This is a genomic window from Bacillus sp. FG16 (assembly GCF_057809515.1).
Window position 1 is genome coordinate 24,223 of record NZ_JBMDKC010000004.1, and the last position, 24,300, is coordinate 48,522.

25 protein-coding genes and 1 tRNA gene are annotated in these 24,300 nt (G+C 36.2%); 6 read left to right on the top strand and 20 right to left on the bottom strand.

Features of this window, described 5'->3' with window-relative positions; all coding sequences use genetic code 11:
• Positions 1 to 151 precede the first annotated feature (151 nt).
• The 4 genes from ACODS7_RS02810 to ACODS7_RS02825 form a co-directional block, all read right to left on the bottom strand.
• Positions 152 to 2,278 carry a peptidoglycan D,D-transpeptidase FtsI family protein gene (locus tag ACODS7_RS02810; protein ID WP_016080272.1) on the bottom strand — a complete coding sequence of 709 codons (2,127 nt, stop codon included), beginning with the start codon at positions 2,276 to 2,278 and terminating at the stop codon, positions 152 to 154.
• A 109-nt stretch (positions 2,279 to 2,387) separates the two neighbouring features.
• Entirely contained in the window at positions 2,388 to 3,665 is a 1,278-nt protein-coding gene (locus tag ACODS7_RS02815) for an MFS transporter (RefSeq protein WP_023523062.1), read from the bottom strand.
• Between the two features lie 117 nt (positions 3,666 to 3,782).
• Positions 3,783 to 4,394: a superoxide dismutase gene (gene sodA / locus ACODS7_RS02820; RefSeq protein ID WP_243168198.1), complete on the bottom strand. Its 612-nt coding sequence runs from the start codon at positions 4,392 to 4,394 to the stop codon at positions 3,783 to 3,785.
• A gap of 220 nt (positions 4,395 to 4,614) precedes the next feature.
• A tRNA-Ile gene (locus tag ACODS7_RS02825) sits at positions 4,615 to 4,688 on the bottom strand.
• 242 nt (positions 4,689 to 4,930) lie between these two features.
• On the opposite strand from ACODS7_RS02825, the gene yqgB reads away from it, so the two are divergent.
• The 3 genes from yqgB (at position 4,931) to ispG (ending at position 7,395) form a co-directional block, all read left to right on the top strand.
• On the top strand, positions 4,931 to 5,689 hold the full coding sequence (yqgB, locus tag ACODS7_RS02830) for a protein YqgB (protein WP_029443312.1): 759 nt from the start codon (positions 4,931 to 4,933) through the stop codon (positions 5,687 to 5,689).
• Positions 5,690 to 5,761: 72 nt separating this feature from the next.
• Entirely contained in the window at positions 5,762 to 6,127 is a 366-nt protein-coding gene (gene yqfZ / locus ACODS7_RS02835) for a protein YqfZ (protein WP_016080270.1), read from the top strand.
• Between the two features lie 164 nt (positions 6,128 to 6,291).
• Positions 6,292 to 7,395, top strand: coding sequence for a flavodoxin-dependent (E)-4-hydroxy-3-methylbut-2-enyl-diphosphate synthase (gene ispG, locus ACODS7_RS02840; protein ID WP_161114734.1), 1,104 nt, complete (start codon positions 6,292 to 6,294; stop codon positions 7,393 to 7,395).
• 79 nt (positions 7,396 to 7,474) lie between these two features.
• Here ispG and ACODS7_RS02845 read toward each other — a convergent pair whose 3' ends face one another.
• The 4 genes from ACODS7_RS02845 to ACODS7_RS02860 all read right to left on the bottom strand — a co-directional run bounded on the left by ACODS7_RS02845 (position 7,475) and on the right by ACODS7_RS02860 (position 10,563).
• Positions 7,475 to 7,888, bottom strand: coding sequence for a Fur family transcriptional regulator (locus ACODS7_RS02845; RefSeq protein WP_001054516.1), 414 nt, complete (start codon positions 7,886 to 7,888; stop codon positions 7,475 to 7,477).
• 13 nt (positions 7,889 to 7,901) lie between these two features.
• Positions 7,902 to 8,735: a metal ABC transporter permease gene (locus ACODS7_RS02850; RefSeq protein ID WP_000613817.1), complete on the bottom strand. Its 834-nt coding sequence runs from the start codon at positions 8,733 to 8,735 to the stop codon at positions 7,902 to 7,904.
• Positions 8,735 to 9,505 (bottom strand): metal ABC transporter ATP-binding protein, encoded by a 771-nt coding sequence (locus tag ACODS7_RS02855; RefSeq protein ID WP_243168197.1) that lies wholly within the window; start codon positions 9,503 to 9,505, stop codon positions 8,735 to 8,737. The genes ACODS7_RS02850 and ACODS7_RS02855 overlap by 1 nt, the downstream gene beginning before the upstream one ends.
• Before the next feature lie 179 nt (positions 9,506 to 9,684).
• Entirely contained in the window at positions 9,685 to 10,563 is an 879-nt protein-coding gene (locus ACODS7_RS02860; protein WP_000435960.1) for a YitT family protein, read from the bottom strand.
• A gap of 150 nt (positions 10,564 to 10,713) precedes the next feature.
• Here ACODS7_RS02860 and ACODS7_RS02865 point away from each other — a divergent pair, with 150 nt between their 5' ends.
• Positions 10,714 to 10,968: a DUF2624 domain-containing protein gene (locus tag ACODS7_RS02865; RefSeq protein WP_001048958.1), complete on the top strand. Its 255-nt coding sequence runs from the start codon at positions 10,714 to 10,716 to the stop codon at positions 10,966 to 10,968.
• 18 nt (positions 10,969 to 10,986) lie between these two features.
• On the opposite strand, the gene ACODS7_RS02870 is transcribed toward ACODS7_RS02865, so the two are convergent.
• Positions 10,987 to 11,883, bottom strand: coding sequence for a deoxyribonuclease IV (locus ACODS7_RS02870; RefSeq protein WP_029443314.1), 897 nt, complete (start codon positions 11,881 to 11,883; stop codon positions 10,987 to 10,989).
• A 168-nt stretch (positions 11,884 to 12,051) separates the two neighbouring features.
• Positions 12,052 to 13,362 (bottom strand): DEAD/DEAH box helicase, encoded by a 1,311-nt coding sequence (locus ACODS7_RS02875; RefSeq protein WP_000194023.1) that lies wholly within the window; start codon positions 13,360 to 13,362, stop codon positions 12,052 to 12,054.
• Between the two features lie 180 nt (positions 13,363 to 13,542).
• On the opposite strand from ACODS7_RS02875, the gene ACODS7_RS02880 reads away from it, so the two are divergent.
• Both ACODS7_RS02880 and ACODS7_RS02885 read left to right on the top strand, forming a co-directional pair.
• Positions 13,543 to 14,289, top strand: a complete 747-nt coding sequence (locus ACODS7_RS02880) for a YqfQ family protein (RefSeq protein WP_243168196.1) — start codon at positions 13,543 to 13,545, stop codon at positions 14,287 to 14,289.
• An 89-nt stretch (positions 14,290 to 14,378) separates the two neighbouring features.
• Positions 14,379 to 15,329 (top strand): 4-hydroxy-3-methylbut-2-enyl diphosphate reductase, encoded by a 951-nt coding sequence (locus ACODS7_RS02885; RefSeq protein WP_000706657.1) that lies wholly within the window; start codon positions 14,379 to 14,381, stop codon positions 15,327 to 15,329.
• Between the two features lie 40 nt (positions 15,330 to 15,369).
• Here ACODS7_RS02885 and ACODS7_RS02890 read toward each other — a convergent pair whose 3' ends face one another.
• From ACODS7_RS02890 to recO, 10 genes are all read right to left on the bottom strand, one after another.
• On the bottom strand, positions 15,370 to 16,491 hold the full coding sequence (locus ACODS7_RS02890) for a Nif3-like dinuclear metal center hexameric protein (RefSeq protein WP_048563817.1): 1,122 nt from the start codon (positions 16,489 to 16,491) through the stop codon (positions 15,370 to 15,372).
• Positions 16,488 to 17,195 carry a tRNA (adenine(22)-N(1))-methyltransferase gene (locus tag ACODS7_RS02895; protein ID WP_043936252.1) on the bottom strand — a complete coding sequence of 236 codons (708 nt, stop codon included), beginning with the start codon at positions 17,193 to 17,195 and terminating at the stop codon, positions 16,488 to 16,490. The genes ACODS7_RS02890 and ACODS7_RS02895 overlap by 4 nt, the downstream gene beginning before the upstream one ends.
• A gap of 165 nt (positions 17,196 to 17,360) precedes the next feature.
• Positions 17,361 to 17,717 carry a cytochrome c550 gene (gene cccA / locus ACODS7_RS02900; protein WP_000828142.1) on the bottom strand — a complete coding sequence of 119 codons (357 nt, stop codon included), beginning with the start codon at positions 17,715 to 17,717 and terminating at the stop codon, positions 17,361 to 17,363.
• A 386-nt stretch (positions 17,718 to 18,103) separates the two neighbouring features.
• Positions 18,104 to 19,231, bottom strand: coding sequence for an RNA polymerase sigma factor RpoD (rpoD, locus tag ACODS7_RS02905; protein ID WP_000764066.1), 1,128 nt, complete (start codon positions 19,229 to 19,231; stop codon positions 18,104 to 18,106).
• A 59-nt stretch (positions 19,232 to 19,290) separates the two neighbouring features.
• The gene (gene dnaG / locus ACODS7_RS02910; protein WP_043936251.1) at positions 19,291 to 21,087 is read right to left on the bottom strand and encodes a DNA primase; all 1,797 of its coding nucleotides are present in this window, start codon (positions 21,085 to 21,087) and stop codon (positions 19,291 to 19,293) included.
• Positions 21,088 to 21,168: 81 nt separating this feature from the next.
• Complete coding sequence (locus tag ACODS7_RS02915) at positions 21,169 to 21,312, bottom strand: hypothetical protein (protein ID WP_000479733.1); 144 nt, start codon at positions 21,310 to 21,312, stop codon at positions 21,169 to 21,171.
• 136 nt (positions 21,313 to 21,448) lie between these two features.
• Positions 21,449 to 21,580, bottom strand: a complete 132-nt coding sequence (locus ACODS7_RS02920; RefSeq protein WP_002024806.1) for a hypothetical protein — start codon at positions 21,578 to 21,580, stop codon at positions 21,449 to 21,451.
• Positions 21,581 to 21,947: 367 nt separating this feature from the next.
• Positions 21,948 to 22,760 carry a pyruvate, water dikinase regulatory protein gene (locus ACODS7_RS02925; protein WP_000368944.1) on the bottom strand — a complete coding sequence of 271 codons (813 nt, stop codon included), beginning with the start codon at positions 22,758 to 22,760 and terminating at the stop codon, positions 21,948 to 21,950.
• A gap of 29 nt (positions 22,761 to 22,789) precedes the next feature.
• The gene (gene ccpN / locus ACODS7_RS02930; RefSeq protein ID WP_000583756.1) at positions 22,790 to 23,422 is read right to left on the bottom strand and encodes a transcriptional regulator CcpN; all 633 of its coding nucleotides are present in this window, start codon (positions 23,420 to 23,422) and stop codon (positions 22,790 to 22,792) included.
• A gap of 107 nt (positions 23,423 to 23,529) precedes the next feature.
• Entirely contained in the window at positions 23,530 to 24,276 is a 747-nt protein-coding gene (gene recO / locus ACODS7_RS02935; protein ID WP_243168195.1) for a DNA repair protein RecO, read from the bottom strand.
• Between the last annotated feature and the right edge of the window lie 24 nt (positions 24,277 to 24,300).

The window sequence follows — 24,300 nt, forward strand, 5'->3', positions numbered from 1 at the left end:
CAGTTATCCCCTATCTCATCATATACAAGTATTATTTATAAGGCCGCGTGTTTCCCAATATTGTATACTTGTCCACATTTATTACACGATATGCATAAACCATAAAAAAAGCACACTATCTTTTCAGATAGTGTGCTTTTTAAAAATTTTTTTATTCATCATCTTGATCTTTATTTTTATTGTTTTTATCATCTTTTGGAGCTTCACCATTTACTTCTTGGTTTTTTAAATCAAAGTAGGCGTCCATAATTTCACGACCAATATATCCATTAATACCAGTCTTATCATCATGTACCCATGGAACGACAACAGAGAATGCTACTTCTGGATCTTCAAGTGGCGCATAACCTACTAATGTTAAGTTATATGTTTCCACACGTTCACCGTTTGCTTTTCTACCAATCTCTTTATCTCCGCCATACACAGTTTGCGCGGTACCTGTCTTCCCTGCCGCTTTATATTTTGCACCTGTAAAGTATTTGGTAGCTGTACCACCTGAATCATTATACACTTGTCTAAATCCTTCTTGAACACGTTTAATTTGCGATTCTGGCATATCAACACGATTTAATACTTTCGGTTCCATAGATTGAACAACTTTCCCAACCTCATCTGGTTTCACTGCCGGTTGACGAATTTCTTTTACAACTTGTGGTTGCATACGATATCCGCCATTGGCAATCGTCGAAATATATTGCGCTAATTGAAGCGGTGTATACGTATCATACTGTCCAATTGATAAATCTAGTAAGAAACCTGGTTGACTACTTCTACCCATCTGACCAGCAGATTCATTCGGTAAATCAATTCCTGTTTTTACACCAAGTCCAAACTGTCCGAAATAATAACGCATCGTATCAAATGCTTTTTGAGGTATATCTAACGTACCACCTCTCACATATTGAACACCAGCGATATTCATCGCTGTTTTAAACATATAAACGTTAGAAGACATTTTTAAAGCTGTAAGGTCATTAATATATCCCATCGTTTTCCAAGACGACTTCGTAGGTGTACCTTTTAATTTAATTGGTTCATCCAATTGTACTGCCCCTGGTTGAATCGCACCAGTTTGATATCCAGTAAGTACTGTTGCACCTTTTACAGTTGACCCCATCGGATAAGAACTTGTCATAGTACCTAATGCAAAGTCATTTACTTTCGTTTGACCATCTTCATTAACTAATTGTTTCCCAGCCATGGATAAAACTTCACCATTTTTCGGATTCATCATTACAACGAATGCGCGATCTAAAAGAGGTTCGCTTCCTTTAAATCTCATTAAATTCTTCGCAAGAATATCTTCCACACGCTTTTGTAATTCCATATCAATTGTTAAGTTCAGGTCATTACCACTTTGCCCTTTTGATACATTAATCGTTTCTAAAATATTACCGTTTTTATCTGTAACATTTCTAACTTCTGCTTTCGTACCGTGCAGGCTATCTTCATACTGTTGTTCAAGATAACTTTTGCCTACTCGATCATTCCGATTATAATCACGGACAAGATAGTAATCTAGTCTTTCTCTCGGTAAGCCTTCATCAGATGTCGACACCCCACCAAGTACACTTCGGAATAAATCATCGTACGTATATTTTCGATCCCAATCAACATTTGTATCTACACCTGGTAATGCTGCTAGGTTTTCACTAATAATCGAATATTCCTTTTCTGTAGCATCCTTTTTAATAACTTGAGGTGTCATTGCATATCCGCCATCCATCTTACTCTTAATCGCTAGTATTTCTAGATCTTTTGCGGATAATTGATTAATCTCTTCTTCTGTTACACGACTGCGCTGACGCTCGTCTAATTCTTTATCATCAATTTTTTTATCTTTAAACTCTTGACGATCTTTATTCGTAATTTTTTCTTTAGCTTCCTCTTTATGCATAGCAAGCCAATAATCTTTTTTATCGCGATCTGTTAATTTATCTGTCGGTACTTCAATCAAATCTGCTAGCTTTTTCGCTGTTTCTAAGCGATCCTCTGCAGTTGATCCTTTCATTTTTGTAAATGTAATAGTACGAATGGCTGCATTATCTACTACAGGTCGCCCATAACGGTCAAATATTTTCCCACGCGGTACAGGATTACTTATCGTTGAGTTTTCTTTCTTCTCCACTTCATTCTTATATTCTTCACCGCGAACAATTTGTACATATCCGAGCCTTACAATAACCGCGGAGAACATTAAAAACACGCAGAAAAACAGCACGTTTAACCGAAAAGGAACGTGGGTCTTTTTCTTATTTTGCTTCTGCTTCTTGCTCATACAAACCCCCTCTACCAACAGCTATGTAATGTGAAAGGGACACCTTCATACAGGTGTCCTCACTGCTGTCTTACATCTTTTTCTATTCTAGCATAAAACAAACGAGAAGTTAACCTTCTGGTTCAGTTTGGTTTTGCGCGTTTCCTTGCGTTACAACACTTGTTTTACTCGCATTTCCCTCATCATATTTGACATTTTTAACTGCAAAATAAATAAGAAAATGTCCAGCACCTAAAATACATAATAAGTAAGGTAAACTTTTTTCAGGTGGAAAGAATAGTACAGCACATAAAAAACTTAAAATGGAACAGATTCTTCCGGCGTTTAACCACAGCTCCCGAACAACGACATATTCCACACGCCATTCTCTCGCATTTTTCGCTCTACCAATTACGTCATATGTCATTGATCCATACGGAACAAGTAAAATAGGATATGCAATCGCAATACATGCCGCATAAATAAGTAATTTCGTGTATGTAACATTGAAAATAACTAAAAAGACGACAGCATATAAAATAATGCCTCCAAGTAAAATTGCTTTTTTTCGCCACTCCTTCTTTAACATACGAGCAACTAAGTAATAACATACAAAGGATACAGCAGAGTTCACTAAACTATATTTCCCTAATGCGAACTCACTATTAGTTGCTAAATAAACATATACTGAAATGACAAAAATAAACGTTCCTTCTCTCAATCCTTGGAAAAAATGAGCTCGTGTAATCTTTCCCCAGTTTTTATCAATCCGTCGTTCTTTCAATACTTGCACGATTTCATAACGCCCTTCACATTCTCTTTTAGATAAAAAGAAGCTTAAGACGACAGCAATTGCAAATAGAACTAATGAAAGAAAGAATATAACAGTATAACCACTCCATTTCTCCATACGTGAAATTGTGTATCCTGCTGCTATTGGTCCGATCATCCCAGAGAAGGATGTAAGAAGTCCAAGAAACCCATTAAAGAAATCTCTTGTTTCTGGTTCTGTAATTTCAAATGTCAATAAGTTAAAAGCCAACCAGTAAAAACCGTATCCTACTCCTAAAAGAGCCCCCATTAATAAAATATACTGAGAAGCACTTTTCCCCGCTACTAAGACAACAATAAAAAAAATTGCGAGCGTTCCTACTCCTATTCGTAATAAAATCGAGCGATCGATACGTTTCGCTAATTTTCCCCCTACAAGAAATGTGAGAGGCTGTAATATAACGCTGGCCAAATTATACAAGCCAAGATTCACATAATTTTGTGTTTGTTTCCATAAATAAATATTTACAAACGTATTCGATAAAGAAATTGCGAGCGTGTATAAACCTCCTATAAGGAGCAATAACACTAAATCCCGATTCACTTCAACGTCACCAATTATATGTTTCCACTTCATACACAACTCTCCTTTACTTCATGTTCTAGTCTTCCAAAGACAAGCCCAATTATGTAAAAGGAAAGCATAGAAAAAAGCTAGGGGTTCTCCCCTAGCTTTTTTCTATATTTATTACAATTATTTTGCTTCTTGGTAACGTTTTTCAGCAGCGTTCCAATCTACAACGTTCCAGAATGCACCGATGTAGTCTGGACGACGGTTTTGGTAGTTTAAGTAGTAAGCATGCTCCCAAACATCTAAACCGATAACTGGCGTTTTACCTTCAGTTAAAGGAGAATCTTGGTTTGGAGTGCTTGTTACTTCTAGCTCACCATTGTTTACTACTAACCAAGCCCAACCAGAACCGAAGCGAGTTGCACCAGCTTTTGCGAATTCTTCTTTGAATGCATCGAAGCTACCGAATTTTGCTTCAATTGCAGTTGCAAGTTCACCTACAGGTTGTTCTCCGCCGTTTGGAGATAGGATTGTCCAGAAGAATGTATGGTTAGCATGTCCGCCACCATTGTTACGTACTGCTGTACGGATTGCTTCTGGTACTTCGTTTAAGTTTGCAACTAATTCTTCTACGCTTTTGTCAGCTAATTCTGCATGACCTTCTAAAGCAGCGTTTAAGTTTGTAATGTAAGTGTTGTGATGTTTTGTATGATGGATGTTCATTGTTTCTTTGTCAAAGTGAGGCTCTAAAGCATCATACGCATAAGGTAAATTTGGTAATTCGTGTTTTGCCATTGTTATATTCCTCCCAGTTTATGTATTGCCACTTAAGTGACATACAACTTCATTCTACCCTAATTGCCATAGGGTGCAAACAAATAAATCACATTGTCTTGCTATCATTAAAGTAGCAAAATTCCCACTTCTTTTCAATTAAAATGCTCATATATTCCGTAAAAAAAGCTTCCTTCTACAAGGAAGCTTCCTGCTAACATATAAACATGCGAAATGGATATGGACCCTGTAGGACTCGAACCTACGACCGGACGGTTATGAGCCGTCTGCTCTAACCAGCTGAGCTAAGGGTCCACAATTATGTATGTAACAACATATCAAATAAAGGAATTCCTATCGGATATATCGTTTAAGAAATGTAAGATAAATTTACCATATAGAAAAGAAAAGTGTCAATTGTATTTTTCTCATTTAAAAGAAGAAAGTTAATAAGAAGAAATTTAGTTATCTCCACTATATGTAAATATAATATATCTTGAGATTCTCTAGATTCCTACGTTACAATGATTCTATACATACATAAAGGAAGTGAATCTATGTCCATATTTACCCAATTCGTAAAAAGCATATACTCGCCTAAAGATATGGCGCTATTCCGTTTTCAAAAAATCGGTAAAACCATTTTGTATATTATGCTACTTTGCTTAATTACTACTATTCCAAGAACTTTCTTGTACGGTAGCTTTATCCAAGATAGTGTAAACATGGTAAATCAAGTCATCGATAAAGATTTACCTGATTTTAAAATTGAAAATGGCGAACTAAAAGCCGATATTGATCAACCTATTGAAAAAGAAGAAGGAAATGCACTTTTCGTATTTGATCCAAATTCAACAGACCTAGAAAAATATCAAAATAAAACAGGTTTATTTGTTTTAAAAGATAAAGTAGTCTCTATGGGAAATGGTCAAACACAAACGTATTCTTATAACGATTTGTTAGGTGCATCTCTTGAGAAAAAAGATCTACAAGAATTCATTTCTTTATTCGATAATATTTACCCAATTTTACTATTTGTCATCGGATTTTTAGTGTACCTATTCCAACTATTTATCACTTTTGTAGGAGTAACTTTACTGGCCTTCATCGGTTCTGCCATGAGCGGTCAACGTAAATTATCCTATAAACAAGTTTGGACACTGACTGCGTACAGTTACACAATCCCAACCATTTTCTTCATGATTATGGACTTATTCAAAATCGTCGTACCTGGGGCAACGTTCATTTATATCGCTGTTGCTTTAATCGTTCTGTACTTAACAATTAAAGAAGTTCCAAGACCGAAAGAAAAATAAGAACGAAAAAAATGCCTAAATAGGCATTTTTTTTTTGGACAAGCATATATTCCTAGCAAAGGAGTGAAGAATATGAAGAGGTTAGGTATATTCCTATTCGTGCTTGTTCTCGGTTATATATTTTATTACGATATAAAAATCGGTACTTTACCGATGTTAAGTTCATATAAAAAAACAACTGCTGCCCAAACGATTAAAAAAGAAAATACAGACAACCAACAAAATAAAGAGAACAAAACAGAAAAAGAAACGGATGTATCTTATAAAACAATTGAAGTAAAAACTGGTGAGACAGTTCTTTCTATTACAGAACAAATTAACAAGAAAAAAATTCCTTCCATAGAAAAAGTCATTGACGACTTTAAACAATTAAACAAAAGTACATCTGCTACAAAAATACAAATTGGAAAGTCTTATAAATTCCCGTTATATCAATAAGCTATCACTTAATCCTTGTCAATTACATAAAGGCGCTGATACAATAGTAAAAGTGAAACCGAGTACTTCGGTTTCTATAGCCCTATATCACGTATACTATCATTGATATGAGGGACTAAATAAGAAACTTCTTTTATAAGGAGAGCGATCTATTCGTGAATGAAATGACTCATCGTACAAAAACACGTCCAGTTAAAGTCGGTAATTTAACAATTGGCGGTAATAATGAATTAATTATACAAAGTATGACAACAACAAAAACACATGATGTTGAAGCAACAGTTGCCGAAATCAAGCGTTTAGAAGAAGCTGGCTGTCAAGTCGTCCGTGTTGCCGTTCCAGATGAACGCGCAGCTAATGCTATTGCTGATATAAAAAAACAAATCAACATTCCACTTGTTGCTGATATTCATTTTGATTATCGCCTTGCTTTAAAAGCAATCGAAGGTGGCATTGATAAAGTACGTATCAATCCAGGTAATATTGGTCGTCGCCATAAAGTAGAAGCTGTTGTAAATGCAGCAAAAGAGCGCGGTATTCCAATCCGTATCGGTGTAAACGCTGGTTCATTAGAGCGTCACATTTTAGAAAAGTATGGATACCCAACTGCTGATGGTATGGTTGAGAGTGCGCTACATCATATTAAAATTTTAGAGGACTTAGATTTCCACGATATTATCGTATCTATGAAAGCCTCTGATGTTAACTTAGCAATCGAAGCATACGAGAAAGCTGCTCGCGCTTTTGATTACCCATTACATTTAGGTATTACAGAATCCGGAACATTGTTTGCTGGAACTGTAAAAAGTGCCGCTGGTCTTGGAGCAATCTTAAGTAAAGGCATCGGAAATACACTGCGTATTTCATTAAGTGCTGATCCAGTTGAAGAAGTAAAAGTTGCTCGTGAACTATTAAAATCATTCGGTCTTGCGTCTAACGCAGCAACACTTATCTCTTGTCCAACTTGTGGTCGTATTGAAATCGATTTAATTAGCATCGCTAACGAAGTAGAAGAATACATCTCTACACTTCAAGTACCAATTAAAGTTGCAGTACTTGGTTGCGCTGTAAATGGTCCTGGTGAAGCTCGTGAAGCTGATATCGGTATTGCCGGTGCACGTGGAGAGGGATTATTATTCCGTAAAGGGCAAGTCGTTCGTAAAGTACCAGAAGAAACAATGGTAGAAGAACTGAAAAAAGAAATCGACGTAATTGCTGCTGAAATGGCTGCTGAACGAGAAAAAGAAAAAGAGACACAAGAACAATAAAAAGAAGGTTGCCACAATATTTGTGAGCAACCTTCTTTTCTACGTAAAAAAGCTCGTCAGTTATATAACCGACGAGCTTTTACTTTGCACATTTTGGACAACGACCATATATTTCAAACTTATGACCCGTTACTTCATAACCAGTAAAATCTTTATTCATAAAATCCATTGGGCAGGAAGTAATCTCTTTCGTCCCCCCACAATCCAAACAAATAAAATGATGATGATGTTCCATAATAGAACAAGTAAAACGAAAATGTTTTTCACCATTTAATTCCGTTTGTTCTAAAACACCAATCTCAGCAAAAACTGTTAAGTTACGATAAATCGTATCAAAACTAAGCCCTGGATAATCGTCTTTCATATGCTCTAAAACGTCTTTCGCAGTTAAATAACGATTATGTGCTGCAAATAATCTGAGCATCTCTTCTCTTTTTCCAGTATGTTTGTATCCTTTTTCTTTCATTAGGCGTAAAGCTTCTGTTAGATTCATACCTATCCCTACTTTATGCAGTTTTTTTCTTCTTCCATAAAATCGCACCGATTAAAATAAGAACTGCTATCATAACAATTGTACCACCTGGTGCTAGATCAAGTTGATACGAAGCAAACATTCCACCAATTACTGCAATTTCACCAAATAAAATGGAAAAGAAAATTGTTTGTTTAAATCCTTTAGCAATACGAATACTTGCTGCAACTGGTAACGTCATTAATGATGATACGAGAAGAACCCCTACTACACGCATTGATACTGCAATGACAAGAGCAACTAATATAATGAAAATAAAGTGAATCCATTTCGCTCTTAAACCAGTTGATACTGCGTATTCCTCATCAAATGATAGTAGAAACAGCTCTTTATATAATAAAATAATTGTCGCAACAACAACAATTGCTACAATCCCAATAATAATTAAATCCGTACTTGTTACAGCACTGACACTACCAAATAAATAACTAAATAAGTCTGTGTTAAATCCATTTGCAAGTGAAATGAAAATAACTCCAACTCCCATCCCTGCCGAAAGGATAATCGGAATTGCTAATTCTTGATAGTGCTTATATACAGTTCTTAACTTTTCGATTAATAGCGCTCCACCAATTGAAAAAACCATCCCCATATATAAGGGGTTTAAAAATCCACCTGTAAAAATGGTTTTTTCAAGTAATAAACTTGCTGCAATACCTGATAACGTCACGTGACTTAATGCATCCGCAATAAGAGATAAACGACGAATAACAACAAACACACCTATTAGCGGTGCAACAAGTCCAATTAAAATACCTGCGTATAAAGAATTACGTAAAAAGTCATATTGTAAAAAATCTTGTATCATTATATCCTCCCGTGATGCTCATGTTCGTGTTCTAAACGATGAACATGATGCCTATATAAGACGGACATTTCTGCATCTTCTAACTCTCGGAACTTCTCTACATTTCCATGGAAATGTAGATGTTGGTTTAGACATGCAACATGTGTTACTTTTTCGGTAACAGCTCCCATATCATGAGTAACAAGAATTAATGTGATCCCGAGCCTTTTGTTTAAATCCTCTAATATTTCGTAAAAACTTTCCACATTTTTTACATCGATTCCAACAGTAGGCTCGTCTAAAATAAGCAATTCAGGATCACTAACGAGCGCACGAGCAATAAATACACGCTGTTGCTGTCCACCAGAAAGCTCTCCAATATTACGACCTTGAAACTCACTCATCCCTACATCAGCAATTGCTTTTTCTACCTTTTTCTTATCCTCTTTTGTGAAAAAGCGAAAAAGCCCTTTTTTCGAAACAAGTCCCATTGACACAACTTCAGAAACAGTTGCTGGAAAACCAGAATTGAAACTATTTGCTTTTTGGGACACATAACCAACTTTATTCCATTCCTTAAACTTCTTACTATCAACGCCAAACACACGAATGCTTCCTTCTTTTGGCTTTAAAACGCCTAATAAACACTTAAGTAAAGTTGATTTACCTGAACCATTCGGTCCCACTAAACCTAAAAAAGCTCCCTTCGGAACTTGCAAATTAATATTTTCTAACACATTCCGATCTTCGTATCGGAATGTTAAACCTTCAATCTCTAATATATTATTCATAGCATCTCACCTATTTTAATTCAGAATGATTCCGATTTATATCTATTTGAATTATAGTACAGCTTATTATAGTTGTAAACCAATCTGCCTAAAATATATCTATTTTTTCAAGAAACCTTACTATTATAACAAAAAGCAGAGAAAAATTCTCTGCTTTCGAAAAATATTCCTATATACGTTTAGTGAATAGCCGATTTAAACTTACCACCATTTGTCTCTTGCGTGCTCATAATCGTAACAAACGCATTTTCATCAATTTCATGCACAATTGACTTTAACTTCGTTACTTCTAGACGCGTTACAACTGCATAAATAACTTCTTTTTCTTTATCCGTGTAACCACCTTTTGCTACAAGCTTTGTAGTTCCACGGCCGAGTCGATGTAAAATCGCATTTGATACTTCCTCATATTGATCAGATACAATTAAAACTGCTTTCGTTTCATCTAGCCCTTGAATTACTGTATCGATTGTTTTAAATGCAATATAGTACGTCATAACAGAATACATCGCTTGTTCCACACCAAACACAAATGCTGCCCATGCAAAAATAAATAAGTTCACAAACATTACGAATTCACCAACAGAGAACGGTAATTTCTTAGTTAATAAAATCCCCATAATTTCAGTTCCATCTAACGATCCACCATGACGAATTACAAGTCCAACACCAAGACCTAAAATAAGACCACCAAACACAGTCGCTAAAATAGGCTCTGTTGTAAACGGTGGCACCGCATGTAACGTTGACTCAATGAATGCTAACGCTACAATACCAAATGCCGAAGATAACATAAATGTTTTTCCAATTTGCTTATAACCCGAATACATAAATGGGATATTGAGAACAACGACTAAAGTAGAAAAACTTAACCACCAAATATTAGGAGTAAGATAATCTAATATAAGAGAAATACCAATAATTCCACCATCAATAATTTTATTTGGCATTAAAAATAGTTCAATCGCTACCGCCGCGCACGCTGCCCCAAAAATAATCATAACTAAACGATAAATGAGATGAATAACACTTTCTTTTCGATGTTGCTTTTGCTCCATAGGTCCTCCCTTTACTCTTTTTTCTGTAGTTTTGTCCTTATATTATAACATACGCTTCTTTTCCTCATGAAAAAAGAAACTCCATACGAATATGTACAAGCTATATGCTCATATATTTCGATAGAAGAACGCTTGAAGGAGGATAATAAGATGAACCTCATTAAACAAATTGTTAATAAAAAATTAAATCATATTTCTACAAAAGAGTTATTAAAATATAGCAAAGAATATGAAGTTTCTATTACGACTGCACAAGCTGACCAAATCGTTTTACTTATGAAAGGTAAAAATATTAATATTTACGATAACAACGAGCGACTAGAGCTCTTAAAACAGATTGCAAAAGTAACTTCCCCTGCCACTGCCCAACAAGTAAATACATTATTTCAGCAATTACTAAAATAAGGAGGGGAAATCCCCTCCTTATTGCGCTTTAATTTTTTCAAGAAGCCCTTCATCAAAAGTACCGTTTTTCAGCATTTCGATTTCCAATTTGTATGGTGGCTTCTTATCTTTTTTATCTTCCCCTACATACGGTGTTTCAAGAATTTTTGGTACATGCATTAACTGTGGATGATGTACAATGTGATGCAACGCTTTATACCCAATGTGACCAAATCCGATGTTTTCATGACGGTCTTTTCCTGCTCCGCGTACATTTTTACTATCATTAATATGAAGTACTTGCAAACGATCCACACCAACGATCTTATCAAATTCGTTTAATACACCGTCAAAGTCATTTACAATATCATATCCTGCATCGTGCGTATGACACGTATCAAAACATACAGATAGCTTTTCATTATATTTTACGCCATCAATGATCTTTGCAATTTCTTCAAAGCTACGACCACATTCTGTTCCTTTTCCTGCCATCGTCTCTAACGCAATGTTAACCGTCTGTTCTGGCGTTAATACTTCATTAAGCCCTTTAATAATTTGTTGAATACCAGCATCTGCTCCAGCACCAACGTGCGCTCCTGGGTGAAGAACAATTTGGTTCGCTACACCTAATGCCGATGTCCTTTCAATTTCCATACGAAGGAAGTCTACACCTAATTGGAATGTTTCTGGCTTCGTCGTATTCCCAACATTAATAATATACGGCGCATGGACGATAATTTCCTCAATACCATTCAGCTCCATATGTTTTCTTCCTGCTTCTATGTTCAATTCTTCAATTGGTTTTCTTCGTGTATTTTGCGGTGCACCTGTATAAATCATAAACGTTGTTGCACCGTATGAAACAGCCTCTTCACTTGCTGCTAATAACATGTTCTTACCACTCATGGAAACATGAGATCCAATCTTTAACATACAATCACCTCTTCAATATACAATAGATATAATGATAGCATAATTTGTAGAAATATGTAGTGAATTGTTTGTTCACAAAAGACGCACTACACAAATTTATATGAGTATTTAAACAGACTATACTCTTCATTTAAATTAGCGGGATTAAAAAAAGATAAGGGAAACCCCTTATCTTTTTTTATTGCTATATTTTCTCTTCACTTTGTCACGTTCTGTTGCAAGTTTACGTTTATAGTTTGGTTTTACTTTTTTCGGTTTTTTAATAACTTTCGTTGCCATAACATCAAGTTCGTCATTTGGTTTTTTACGGCTCTTACGACGACGACGCTCACCTAAATCCGCCCACTCATCTCCGCGTAAATCTACATGTTTAAACTCGATATGACGTTGTTTTTCTAAGCTATCTAACGCTTCTTCGTTTGCTGGATCATAAATCGTCACTGCAATACCAGAATGCCCCGCACGTGCTGTTCTTCCAACGCGGTGAACGAAGAAATCTAAATCTGATGGTAGCTCATAGTTAATAACATGGCTAATTCCTTCAATATCAATACCACGTGCTGCTAAATCAGTCGCAACAATATATTGGAATTCAAGGTCACGAATTTGTTTCATCATTTTTTTACGATCACGTGGTGATAAATCCCCGTGAATTCGTCCAACTTTTAAGCCGCGTTCCATTAATCCATCAGCAACTTGATCTGCCATCTTTTTCGTATTCGTGAAAACAACTGCTAAATACGGTTTAAATTGAAGTAGCATTTTATTCACTAAATCAATTTTATTACGATGTTTAGAAGGCACTAAATAGTGTTCAATGTTTCCAGCTGCAACTTGTTTTGGATTGATATGAATATGCTCTGGATTCTCCATATATTTCTTCAGAAACGGTTTTAGTTTTTGAGGAATTGTTGCAGAGAAAACTAGCATTTGCAAGTTTTTAGGCATGCGTGCTGCAATTTTATCTACATCGTGAATGAATCCCATATCAAGCATTAAGTCAGCTTCATCGACAATAATCGTATTTGCTTTATGAACAAATAATGCTTGTTCTTCTACTAAGTCTTTAATACGTCCTGGTGTCCCAACTACGATATGAGGTTGTTTTTTCAACTTTTCAATTGAACGTTGTTTATCAGTTCCACCAATTAAACAACGCGCTGTAATCATTTGATCTTCCGCACAGAATTTTGTTAATTTCACAATCTCTTCGTAAATTTGTTGTGCTAACTCACGAGTAGGTGCTGTAATAACAAGTTGTACTTCTTCACGGCTTGCATTAATTCTGTTCAATGTAGGAAGTAAGTATGCATGTGTTTTCCCAGAACCTGTTTGGGATTGTCCAATTACACTTACACCTTTTTTCACGACCGGGAAAATTTTCTGCTGAATTCCTGTCGGCTCTGTAAAGCGTAGTTCACGAACTGCATCTATTAAAAATGGTTTAAAATCATACTGTGTAAAAGTTTGTTGTGTCATAAATTACACCTTCTTTCTAAATTTCTACTGCGCGCACAAATCAGTCAAGTCTACATTATATCGAAATCTACAAGTAAAATCCATCTTTAGTTTAGGTTTCCCCTTCAAAAACTAACCTTCTTCCCCCTTATTGCATATTGTATGTGTATATACCTAACTGAAGAAAGGAGGATTTCTCACATGTTTCCAAAATCCCCCACAAGACAAATGTATCCAAATCAAGGGCAGCAACCTTATACACCATATCCAATTCCACAACTACCACCGATGGCACAAAAAAAGAAAGGGTTCCTTGCTAAACTCTTTAAAAAACACGATCCAACCGAACCTTACATGCAAATGGTTCCGCCTTATCGACAAATGGAAGGACCGCCACCAATGATGCACCAGCACCAGCAACCACCACCTCAATATCGGCAACAATATCAACCCCAATATCAACAGCAATACCCACAGCAGTACTCACAGCAATATCAACCATACATGCAGCAGCATCCAGAGCAAATGATTCCCCCTCAAATGTACGAATCAAACGAAACGCGCGGCGGTGTAGCAACTACAGCAGCATCCAGTAGCGGCATCGGCAGTTTTTTTGCGAATTTAATTTCGAATCCAACTAATATGATAAACAATATAGAAAAAGTATCCCAAGTCGTTCAATCTGTAAGCCCTGTCGTCGAACAGTACGGCCCTATTATGCGTAACCTACCAAGCATTGTTAAAATCCTCACCTCTGGAAAAAGTACGGAAGAAGATTCAACTAAAAATCAGGCTGAAGACATAACAGAAAAGGTTGAGGTAGCAACTCCGCCTCCTCCACAAAAAAAAAGAAAAAGAAAAAAAATAGTGATTGAGCCAGTCATAGAAAAAGAATTACGAGAGGAGCCTGTTCAAAAAACAGCAACAAAACCAAAACTATATGTGTAACAATCCTTTGTTTTCTATCCACTCCTCCTTTATAATGTAAAAGACTATGCACAAAAGTATCCCTTGTTTAGAAGGAGAGGATTACTCATATGAAAATTGTTAAAATTTCCCCTCGTGGTTATTGCTACGGTGTTGTCGATGCAATGGTAATTGCACGTAACGCCGCATTAGATAAATCATTGCCGAGACCCATTTATATTTTAGGTATGATTGTTCACAATAAACATGTTACAGACGCTTTTGAAGAAGATGGAATCATCACATTAGACGGTCCAAGTCGCTTAGAAATTTTAGATAAAATTGATTCTGGTACTGTTATTTTCACTGCACACGGTGTTTCTCCAGAAGTTAAACAACGCGCAAAAGAAAAAGGTTTAACAACAATCGATGCCACTTGTCCAGATGTTACCAAGACACATGACCTTATCGAAGCTAAGAAAGCGGAAGGGTATCATGTCATTTATATCGGTAAAAAAAATCATCCAGAGCCAGAAGGCGCAGTTGGTATTGCACCTGACATCGTTCACCTTATCGAAAAAGCCGATGATTTAAAAACATTAGAAATCCCAACAGATAAAATTTTAGTAACGAATCAAACAACGATGAGTCAATGGGATGTTCAACATTTAATGGAGGACATTCAAAAAAAATTCCCAACAGCAGAATTCCATAAAGAAATTTGTTTAGCAACTCAAGTTCGCCAAGAAGCTGTCGCTAAACAAGCTGATGTTGCAGACTTAACAATTGTTGTCGGTGATCCGAAAAGTAACAACTCAAACCGTTTAGCACAAGTGTCACAAGAAATCGCTGGTACGAAAGCATACCGCGTTGCAGACGTAAGTGAGATTAAATTAGAGTGGCTACAAGGTGTAGAAAACGTAGCTGTTACAGCAGGTGCTTCTACTCCAACTCCAATTACAAAAGAAGTTATCGCTTTCTTAGATCAATATGACCCAATGAATCCCGCTACATGGGAGAGAGTTCGAAAAGTACCGTTACAAAAAATATTACCTCGTGTAAAAGTGAAAAAAGAACAATAATAAAAACCGTTGCCTATATGAGCAACGGTTTTTATTTTTCTTATACGAATGTAAATGGATCTGTATGTAATTGCGAAGCATGAATGTGTACATTGAGTTTCTTTGCATCCACTTTTTCTTGTAATTGCTTTTGTACACCTTGCTTCATTACTTTTTCAACGTTATGTCCTGGGTCAACTATATTTAAACCGAGCATCATCGCATCATGAGCAACATGATAATACATGTCACCTGTTACATATACATCTGCTCCTTTAAATTTAGCTTGATTGATGTATTTGTTACCATCACCACCAAGTACAGCTACTTTGCGCACTTTATCATCTAATTTCCCAACAACTCGTGCACCCTTTACATCTAATGATTGCTTTACATGTTCTGCAAACTGTCCAAGTGTCATTTCTTCTTGTAAATATCCTATTTTTCCAAGCCCTAATGTTTCGCCTTTGTTATCAAGTGGGTACACATCATATGCTACTTCTTCATATGGATGCGCCGTTACCATTGCTTTAATCACTTTTCGTTGTAGTGAAACTGGAATAATCGTTTCGATTCGCACTTCTTCTACGCGCTCTAACTGTCCAGTTTCCCCTACATAAGGATTTGTCCCCTCTTGAGGTACAAACGTACCTGTACCCTCGCTACTAAACGTACAGTGGCTATAATTGCCGATGTGACCAGCACCTGCGTCTCCTAATGCTTTTCGTACTTCCTCTGCATGAGTTACTGGCACAAACACAACAACTTTTTTCATTTCTTCTGCATATGTCGGTGCCAAAACTTCTGTATTTTGCAACCCTAACGCCTCAGCAAGTAAATCATTTACCCCGCCCTTGGCAACATCCACATTTGTATGCGCTGCATAAATGGCAATATCATTTTTAATACACGTTTCAATAATTCTTCCGTACGCTTTATCTGTATGAATCGCTTTTAACGGATTAAAAATTAAAGGATGATGCGCGATAATGACATTCGCTCCTAATTGAATCGCTTCCTCCACAACTTCCTCCGTTACGTCTAATGCAATCAATACGTGTTGTACAGATTTATTAAGCGCTCCAATCTGCAGACCAATTTTATCTCCTTCCATCGCCAGATGCTTCGGATACATACTTTCAAATAAAGAAATAATTTCATGGCCATTTGGAATTTTACTCATGATAAAACCTCCTCTATCATTTTCATTTTCGCTTCTACTTCCGCACGCTTCGCTTTTGTTTCTTCAGAATTAGCCGCACGTTCTAACTGTTTTAAAATATTTTGGAAGTTTTTCAATTCCCCTTCCCATTTCTCACCAAAAGCTTCATTTTTCGCTTTTATTAGAAATGGCCCCATAAACAATCCCGCTTGCTTATTTTCCGAGTAAGGTGCTTCGACATTTCCTCGCTCTCCTACTAAAATCTCGTAAATTTTCCCATCTTCTTTTACGATTTTTTCATGGATAAGCTCCCAACCATTTTCAACAAACCATTCACGAATATGATGCGCTGCAATATTCGGCTGTAAAATTAAACGTGTTACACCTTCTAATTTTTCTTTACCACTTTCTAAAATGTCACGAATTAACGCTCCACCCATTCCAGCAACCGTAATAACATCTACTTCTCCTGGCGCGATAACAGCTAATCCATTCCCTTTACGAACGTCTACTTTATCTTGCAAACCACTTTCAGCCACAGTTGCTTGCGCAGAACGAAATGGTCCATCTACAACTTCTCCTGCAACTGCTTTTGTAGCAATATTATTTATAATTGTATAACACGGTAAATACGCATGATCCGATCCAATATCAGCAACTGTAGATCCTACCGGTATTTCACGTACAACTTCTTCTAATCGTTTTGAAAGCTTTACTTCATTCATGTATTTCCATTACTCCTTCTCTTGTCAGTCTGTCTCCATGATAATGAATTTATAGTAGTTGTTGCAAGCCTATAACAACAATTCACTTCTCTATCATTTATCGTATTTTAGAAAATATAGAAAAACAAGCCCTTTGCATAAGCAAAAGACTTGTCATACGGAACTTTATTTTTTCTTCGATAACCAATCAGCTACTTTAGTGGCTTGATCAGCTGGAACTATATTGGCAGGCATATTGCCCTTTCCTTTCGAAAGAATTTCTTTAATTTCATCCTTTGAAAGTTTCCCACCAATTTTTTGTAAGTTAGGTCCTACTGCCCCTTGTAACTGATCACCGTGGCAGCTCGTACAGCTTTGCTTCACAATATCCTCTGGTTTTGATGCTGTTTGTGCTGGCTTCCCGCCATTTTTTGCATCAGCTAACTCTTTAGATTTATTTAGCCCCTGAAATGAAAATACAAACATAACGATAATACCCAATGCTGCAATAAGAGCGAACGGAATCAGCGGATTACGTTTCATATCTCTTCTCCCCCCTCTATACCCCTAAATAGTTAGATGATTCAGTCATTTCCATTGTACTTGAAAACGCTCTATCAGAAAAGAGTAAACTACTACTTGTTAGAAATATTCCATAAATTCAGTTTATTGTTTTTTATTGTCATATAGCTTATTATTTCGATAATTACTAACGTTTCTCATCATATTTTTCGCTTTTCTACATATATTTTTGTATAGAATAAACAAAATTAATCGAAAAATCGAAAAATGAGCATTTGCAAATCAAAAGACAATTCTGTAAAATAAATTACAAGAAATTGTAATCGTTGCCGATAGCTAAATTTTAACAAAAATTAACAAAATAAAAAAGTTTACTTCACAAAGGTGAAGTAAACTTAAAAAATAACCTATTCTAAGAAATCCTTAAGACGCTTACTACGACTTGGATGTCTTAATTTGCGAAGTGCTTTTGCTTCAATTTGACGGATACGCTCTCTCGTTACGCCGAATACTTTCCCAACTTCTTCAAGCGTACGAGTTCGTCCATCATCTAAACCGAAACGAAGACGCAGAACATTTTCTTCACGATCTGTTAGTGTATCTAACACATCTTCTAATTGTTCTTTTAGCAATTCATAGGCTGCATGGTCCGCAGGCGATGTTGCTTCTTGGTCTTCAATAAAGTCACCTAAATGGGAGTCATCTTCTTCACCAATTGGTGTTTCAAGAGAAACTGGCTCCTGTGCAATTTTTAAGATTTCACGTACTTTTTCTGGAGCAAGATCCATTTCTTCACCAATCTCTTCAGGAGACGGTTCGCGACCTAAATCTTGTAATAATTGACGTTGTACACGAATTAACTTATTAATCGTTTCAACCATATGAACTGGAATACGAATTGTTCGCGCTTGGTCTGCAATCGCACGTGTAATAGCTTGGCGAATCCACCAAGTTGCATACGTACTAAATTTGAAACCTTTACGATAATCGAACTTTTCAACAGCTTTAATTAGACCCATATTACCTTCTTGAATTAAGTCTAAGAAAAGCATACCACGGCCTACGTAGCGCTTTGCAATACTTACTACAAGACGTAAGTTTGCTTCTGCAAGACGACGTTTCGCTTCTTCATCGCCTTCTTCAATACGCGTTGCAAGTCGAATTTCTTCTTCTGCAGATAGTAAGTCTACACGACCAATTTCTTTTAAATACATACGAACAGGATCGTTGATTTTAACCCCAGGTGGTACACTTAAATCATTGAGGTCAAACTCTTCTTCTGTTTTTGTAATTTGGCGATTATTAGGGCCTTCTTCGTTGTCATTATCACCAACTAAGTCAATGCCTTGTTCACCTAAATATTCATAGTATTCATCCATTTGATCGGATTCAATTTCAAATCCATTCATGCGTTCTGCAATCTCTTCATATGTAAGAACGCCACGTTTTTTTCCGAGCTCAGTGAGTTGTTCTTTCACTTGCTCAAGGGTCATTTCAGTTTCAATTTGTTTAGAACGAGCTGGTTTGTCAGCCATCTGTTCCCCTCCTTACGCGAGATACAAACATTCATTATACTAAAACTTTATCAAAAAAGCTATTTTCTCGCTTTTTGATTTTGTAAATATGCTACATAATATTTAGCAGCCTCTACAGGATCTGTTTTTTCCATTTGTTTCACTTTAAAGATGATCTCCATCTTTTCAAGTTTTTCCTGATGCCGTCTAAGCGTCTCCAGATGGCCTTGCAACACTTCTTCTGTGTATTCTGGATTAATAAATTCATCCGTCGAAATATCAGTGATAATATTTTTCAACTTTTCATCAGAGAGCCAACTTAGAAATGTTCCGACTGAAGGTTCATTTCCCTTTTCATAATATGCGTATAGTTCATATAAAATCCCTTTATGTTCTTCTGTATGAAAATCTTCTATATGGGATTCCATACGAACAGCTACTTCTGCACTTTGCAACATATGGTAAATAATTTCTCTTTCCGCTCTTTCAAAACCTGTTAACTTCGGTTTTGTTTGAACGACTTGAGACGGTTTAGCAACCTGCTTTATTTGTTTTTGCTGTACCTTTTGTTCTTTGCGATATTGGTGCAATTGATTCAAAAGCGTTTCCATTGAATACGAAAACTCTTGCGACAATGACTTCAAATATGACTCTGCCTGCATCGCATCTTGTAACAACGATAACTCTTTTAAAACACTTTTCACATATTCTTCTTTGCCAGACTCATCTTGCAAATTTTTCCCTAAACGCAAATAATTTATTTTAAAACCAACAAAACTCATACTTGATTTCACAAGATTTTCAAAAGCGGTAGTCCCATATTGTTGCACATATTCATCAGGATCAAGCTTATCTGGCAAGGATGTGACTTTCACTTGGCAACCAACTTTTAGCAATAATTGCCCTGCTTTCATCGTCGCTTCTCGCCCTGCTTTATCACCATCATAGCAAAGAACAACAGTTTCAACGTTACGTCGCAGAAGTTTTGCTTGTTCTTCAGTTAAAGCTGTTCCCATTGTCGCAACAGCTTCTTCCACACCACTTTTTACCGCAGCTAGTACATCGGCATATCCTTCAAAAAGAACCACTTGCCCACGTTTTCTAATAAACGGTCTTGCTTGGTGGAAGTTATACAACAATTTACTTTTGTGAAAAATCGGCGTTTCGGGGCTATTTAAATATTTCGGAGTGTCATCTCCTAACGCCCTTCCACTAAACGCTATCACCTTACCTTGTAACGTATAGATCGGGAACATAACTCTTCCACGGAAGCGATCGTAATGACTACCATCCTTCTCACTTCTTATTAGAAGGCCAGCTTGTTCCATACTAGACAGCGATAAACCTCTTTTTTGTAAAATTTTCGTCGCTGCATCCCAAGCAGGTGATGCATAACCAATTTCAAACTTCTCAATCATCTCTTTCGTAATACCACGGTTTAATAAATATGAAAGTGCTTCATTTCCTTCTTCCGTATTTACTAATAAATGATGATAATACTTTTTCAATAATTCATGAGCTTGTTGCATGATGACAGTGTCATCAGATATCTCTTCTTGTTGTCCTTGCCCTGATGTATACTCTGCAACCGCAATTCCATTTCTTTCGCCTAGCTTTTGAACAGCCTCGGTAAAAGCCAGTCCTTCCATTTTCATTAGAAAGGAAAATACATTTCCACCTTCTCCACATCCGAAGCAATGAAAAATTTGCTTATCAGATGAAACAGAGAATGAAGGAGAATTCTCACCATGAAATGGACAAAGGCCGAAATAGTTACGCCCCTGTTTTCTAAGTTGAACGTATTCACCAATGACTTCTACAATATCGGATGATGTCCGAATCTGTTCAACAACTTCTTCGGGAATTCTGTTCCCCATAACTCCATCTCCGTGTCGTATTTTGTATTCGATATAAATTTAAAAATTCCTTTATAATTCGACAATATTTTTCTAAACTTGTTAGAAAGTGTTGCCGATTACATTGTATAAACGATTTTGAACCTTTCCTATAGGTCCTTTATCTGCATAAATCGCATATACATACTTGCTATATAAAATTGTATACATTTGCTCATCTGTTACAAATGTATCTCTTAGAAACAATACATATACACCTTTTTACAAGAAGAGTAGCAAGCCACATATACTGTTTGATCTTGAGATCTGTAACTTTTTCATGTTGATCCATATAACAATCAACTCCATTTTGTTCAGTATCTACAATGATCCAATTGCCTTGCTATTTCCTTAAAGGATGAGCATATGATGCGACAAACAAAATTCCGACATGAAATTCCGCTCCAACTTGCACAATTTCAGCCTTCACGGGATATACATCTACACCAACTAATATGTTGTTGATGTTTTGCATATTTCTGTATTCTACATCCCTTCTGTGAATCCTTCCATAATGTGCGTTTTCTTGTATAGATTTTGTCGATTTAACGTAATTACATGTCTTTTTCGTAAATCCTATCCCTAGTTTATTCTGAAAAATTAAAGTCTAAACGTAAAATATAGGTTTTTATCACAATTTTTTATTATAATATATTTTCTTCAACTACGCTACATATCCCTTTATTTTTTCATCTTACATTTCAGGATGACAAACTCACATCTTGAATATACTAAAAGACAAAGGAGTATAAGTATAACCATTACACTACAATCTATTACAAAATCCATAGGTATCATATTTCACACGAGCGAAAAAAGCACATTCACCTTTGGTAAATGTGCTAAAACATTTTTTGGTTTTGCACTGCATTCACAATAATATTTGCTGTTTCTTCAATCGCTTTATTCGATACATCGATTACTTGGCAATTTATTTTACTAATTACTTCCTCAAAGTGATCAATTTCTTCTTGAATACGATTAATATTTGCATATGTTGCTCCATCACTTAATCCAAGTGATTTTAATCGTTCTTTTCGAATATGATTTAACTTATCTGGCGTAATTTTCAAACCGAAACATTTTTCTTTTGCCACTTGATATAGTTCTTCAGGTGGGTCAACTTCTGGTACGAGTGGTACATTCGCAACTTTCAAGCGTTTGTTATGAGCTAAATATTGGGAAAGTGGTGTTTTTGATGTACGCGAAACACCAATCAACACGATATCTGCTTTTAAAATACCTCGTGCATCTCTGCCGTCATCATACTTCACAGCAAACTCAATCGCTTCAATCTTTTTAAAGTATTCTTCATCTAACCTACGGACAACACCTGGCTCATATCTCGGCACTTGCCCCGTAATTTCTTCAATTTGATCAATAAGAGGGCCGATAATATCGTATGCCTCTACTCCTTCTTTTGCAGCCTCTGTTACTAAATACTGGCGCATATCAGGCTTAACTAACGTAAAACATATAAGTGCTTGATTACTCTTAGCAATCGAAATCACTTCTTTTAATGTCCCTGTATCTTCTACATACGGTACACGTCTAATATCAGGAGCAAACGGGAATTGCCCCATTGCTGCTCGAACAACCAAATCAGCCGTTTCCCCTACAGAGTCAGATACGACATATACGATTTTATTATCCATTACATTACCTCACTTTAAACAAATTACACTTATTCGTTATTTACTAAATTTACAAACGCGCGTGTAATATTTGTTTTTGTAATTCGCCCAATCACTTCTAAACCTTGTTTCGTATCTTTTACAACTGGCATTGCATCAATCTGTCTTTCTATTAATTCCATCGCAATATCATATAAAGAATCCTCTCTACGACACATCGCAATGTTTGGCATCCTTGTCATGATAATATTAACCGGAAGAGAGGTTAAATCCTGCTTTCCTAAGCTCGCTCTTAATAAATCTTTACGAGACACAACACCAACTAATAGAGTCATCTGATCTACAACGAACAATGTACCAACGTCCTCTAAAAACATCGTACAAATTGCATCGTATACGGAAACATTTTTATCAATTACAACCGGTCTAGATTGATAATCTTGTACTTTAATTTTCTTAACAGCTTCAGATAATAGCTGCCCCCCAGTTTTACCCGTATAAAAATAACCTACGCGTGGACGTGCTTCTAAATAACCAGCCATCGTTAAAATTGCTAAGTCTGGTCTTAGCGTCGCACGTGTTAGACCCAATTGCGCTGCAATTGATTCCCCTGTAATAGGACCGTGATCTTTTACAATCTGAATGATATGTTCTTGCCGTTTATTCAGCTCTATGATAATCACCACCTTTAATGCACAACGAAAAAAGTTATACTATCTCTTAAATATTATATACTAAATATGCTATTCGAAAAAGAAAGTATGTAAAAAGGACCGTATACGGCCCAAAATTATATTTGAAACTTATCAAGTTGTTCTAAAAAACGTCTTGATTTCAAATAAATTCCGCAATATTCATCATAATATGTATTCAATACTAAACGCATTTGTTTTTTTGTGCTATCCTTTACCGATACATTTCCGAGCCTATGTAAATCGAAATGGAAGAAAAGACGTAATAATTTATGAACAGCTTCTCCTACCGGTATACGATATGGGTCTTGCTCTGCATGACGTGAGCACAGAAAACCGCCTTCCCTGACGGAGAAGGCGACAAAGTCTGTTTCTTGATGACAAATCGCACATGTATCAAAGTACGGGCGCATCCCTAATACCGGAAGCATTTTCGTTTGATAAATTAATGATAATACTTCTGAATCAACACCCTCACACATATAATGCAACGTTTGATATAACATTTCAAATAAATACGGATTATGTTTTTTATCTTCTGTTGCTTTATCAGTTAACTCAACAATAAATGATGCATAAGCAGTTAAAAATATATCCTCGCGAATTTCTTTCATAGTTGAAATAATCTCGCCTTGTTGCAATGTTCCAAGCCCAGATCCCATTTGAATAAGAAAATGGCCATGTGTCATTAGTTGCGACACAGATGCTAACCGGCTTTTCGGCTTTTTTACCCCTCTTGCCATTGCACTTATCTTACCAAGTTCTCTTGAGAATATTGTAACAATCTTGTTCGTTTCTCCGTAATCTGTCGTACGGATAACGATGCCCTCAACTTTTTGAAACATGTTCGTCACCATCCAAGGTTTGAA

What these genes read in the sequence shown, in the direction of transcription:
- ACODS7_RS02810 (WP_016080272.1), bottom strand. Translation starts at nt 2,278, where the DNA reads ATGAGCAAGAAGCAGAAGCAAAATAAGAAAAAGACCCACGTTCCTTTT.
- ACODS7_RS02815 (WP_023523062.1), bottom strand. Translation starts at nt 3,665, where the DNA reads ATGAAGTGGAAACATATAATTGGTGACGTTGAAGTGAATCGGGATTTA.
- sodA (WP_243168198.1), bottom strand. Translation starts at nt 4,394, where the DNA reads ATGGCAAAACACGAATTACCAAATTTACCTTATGCGTATGATGCTTTA.
- yqgB (WP_029443312.1), top strand. Translation starts at nt 4,931, where the DNA reads ATGTCCATATTTACCCAATTCGTAAAAAGCATATACTCGCCTAAAGAT.
- yqfZ (WP_016080270.1), top strand. Translation starts at nt 5,762, where the DNA reads ATGAAGAGGTTAGGTATATTCCTATTCGTGCTTGTTCTCGGTTATATA.
- ispG (WP_161114734.1), top strand. Translation starts at nt 6,292, where the DNA reads ATGACTCATCGTACAAAAACACGTCCAGTTAAAGTCGGTAATTTAACA.
- ACODS7_RS02845 (WP_001054516.1), bottom strand. Translation starts at nt 7,888, where the DNA reads ATGAATCTAACAGAAGCTTTACGCCTAATGAAAGAAAAAGGATACAAA.
- ACODS7_RS02850 (WP_000613817.1), bottom strand. Translation starts at nt 8,735, where the DNA reads ATGATACAAGATTTTTTACAATATGACTTTTTACGTAATTCTTTATAC.
- ACODS7_RS02855 (WP_243168197.1), bottom strand. Translation starts at nt 9,505, where the DNA reads ATGAATAATATATTAGAGATTGAAGGTTTAACATTCCGATACGAAGAT.
- ACODS7_RS02860 (WP_000435960.1), bottom strand. Translation starts at nt 10,563, where the DNA reads ATGGAGCAAAAGCAACATCGAAAAGAAAGTGTTATTCATCTCATTTAT.
- ACODS7_RS02865 (WP_001048958.1), top strand. Translation starts at nt 10,714, where the DNA reads ATGAACCTCATTAAACAAATTGTTAATAAAAAATTAAATCATATTTCT.
- ACODS7_RS02870 (WP_029443314.1), bottom strand. Translation starts at nt 11,883, where the DNA reads ATGTTAAAGATTGGATCTCATGTTTCCATGAGTGGTAAGAACATGTTA.
- ACODS7_RS02875 (WP_000194023.1), bottom strand. Translation starts at nt 13,362, where the DNA reads ATGACACAACAAACTTTTACACAGTATGATTTTAAACCATTTTTAATA.
- ACODS7_RS02880 (WP_243168196.1), top strand. Translation starts at nt 13,543, where the DNA reads ATGTTTCCAAAATCCCCCACAAGACAAATGTATCCAAATCAAGGGCAG.
- ACODS7_RS02885 (WP_000706657.1), top strand. Translation starts at nt 14,379, where the DNA reads ATGAAAATTGTTAAAATTTCCCCTCGTGGTTATTGCTACGGTGTTGTC.
- ACODS7_RS02890 (WP_048563817.1), bottom strand. Translation starts at nt 16,491, where the DNA reads ATGAGTAAAATTCCAAATGGCCATGAAATTATTTCTTTATTTGAAAGT.
- ACODS7_RS02895 (WP_043936252.1), bottom strand. Translation starts at nt 17,195, where the DNA reads ATGAATGAAGTAAAGCTTTCAAAACGATTAGAAGAAGTTGTACGTGAA.
- cccA (WP_000828142.1), bottom strand. Translation starts at nt 17,717, where the DNA reads ATGAAACGTAATCCGCTGATTCCGTTCGCTCTTATTGCAGCATTGGGT.
- rpoD (WP_000764066.1), bottom strand. Translation starts at nt 19,231, where the DNA reads ATGGCTGACAAACCAGCTCGTTCTAAACAAATTGAAACTGAAATGACC.
- dnaG (WP_043936251.1), bottom strand. Translation starts at nt 21,087, where the DNA reads ATGGGGAACAGAATTCCCGAAGAAGTTGTTGAACAGATTCGGACATCA.
- ACODS7_RS02920 (WP_002024806.1), bottom strand. Translation starts at nt 21,580, where the DNA reads ATGCAAAACATCAACAACATATTAGTTGGTGTAGATGTATATCCCGTG.
- ACODS7_RS02925 (WP_000368944.1), bottom strand. Translation starts at nt 22,760, where the DNA reads ATGGATAATAAAATCGTATATGTCGTATCTGACTCTGTAGGGGAAACG.
- recO (WP_243168195.1), bottom strand. Translation starts at nt 24,276, where the DNA reads ATGTTTCAAAAAGTTGAGGGCATCGTTATCCGTACGACAGATTACGGA.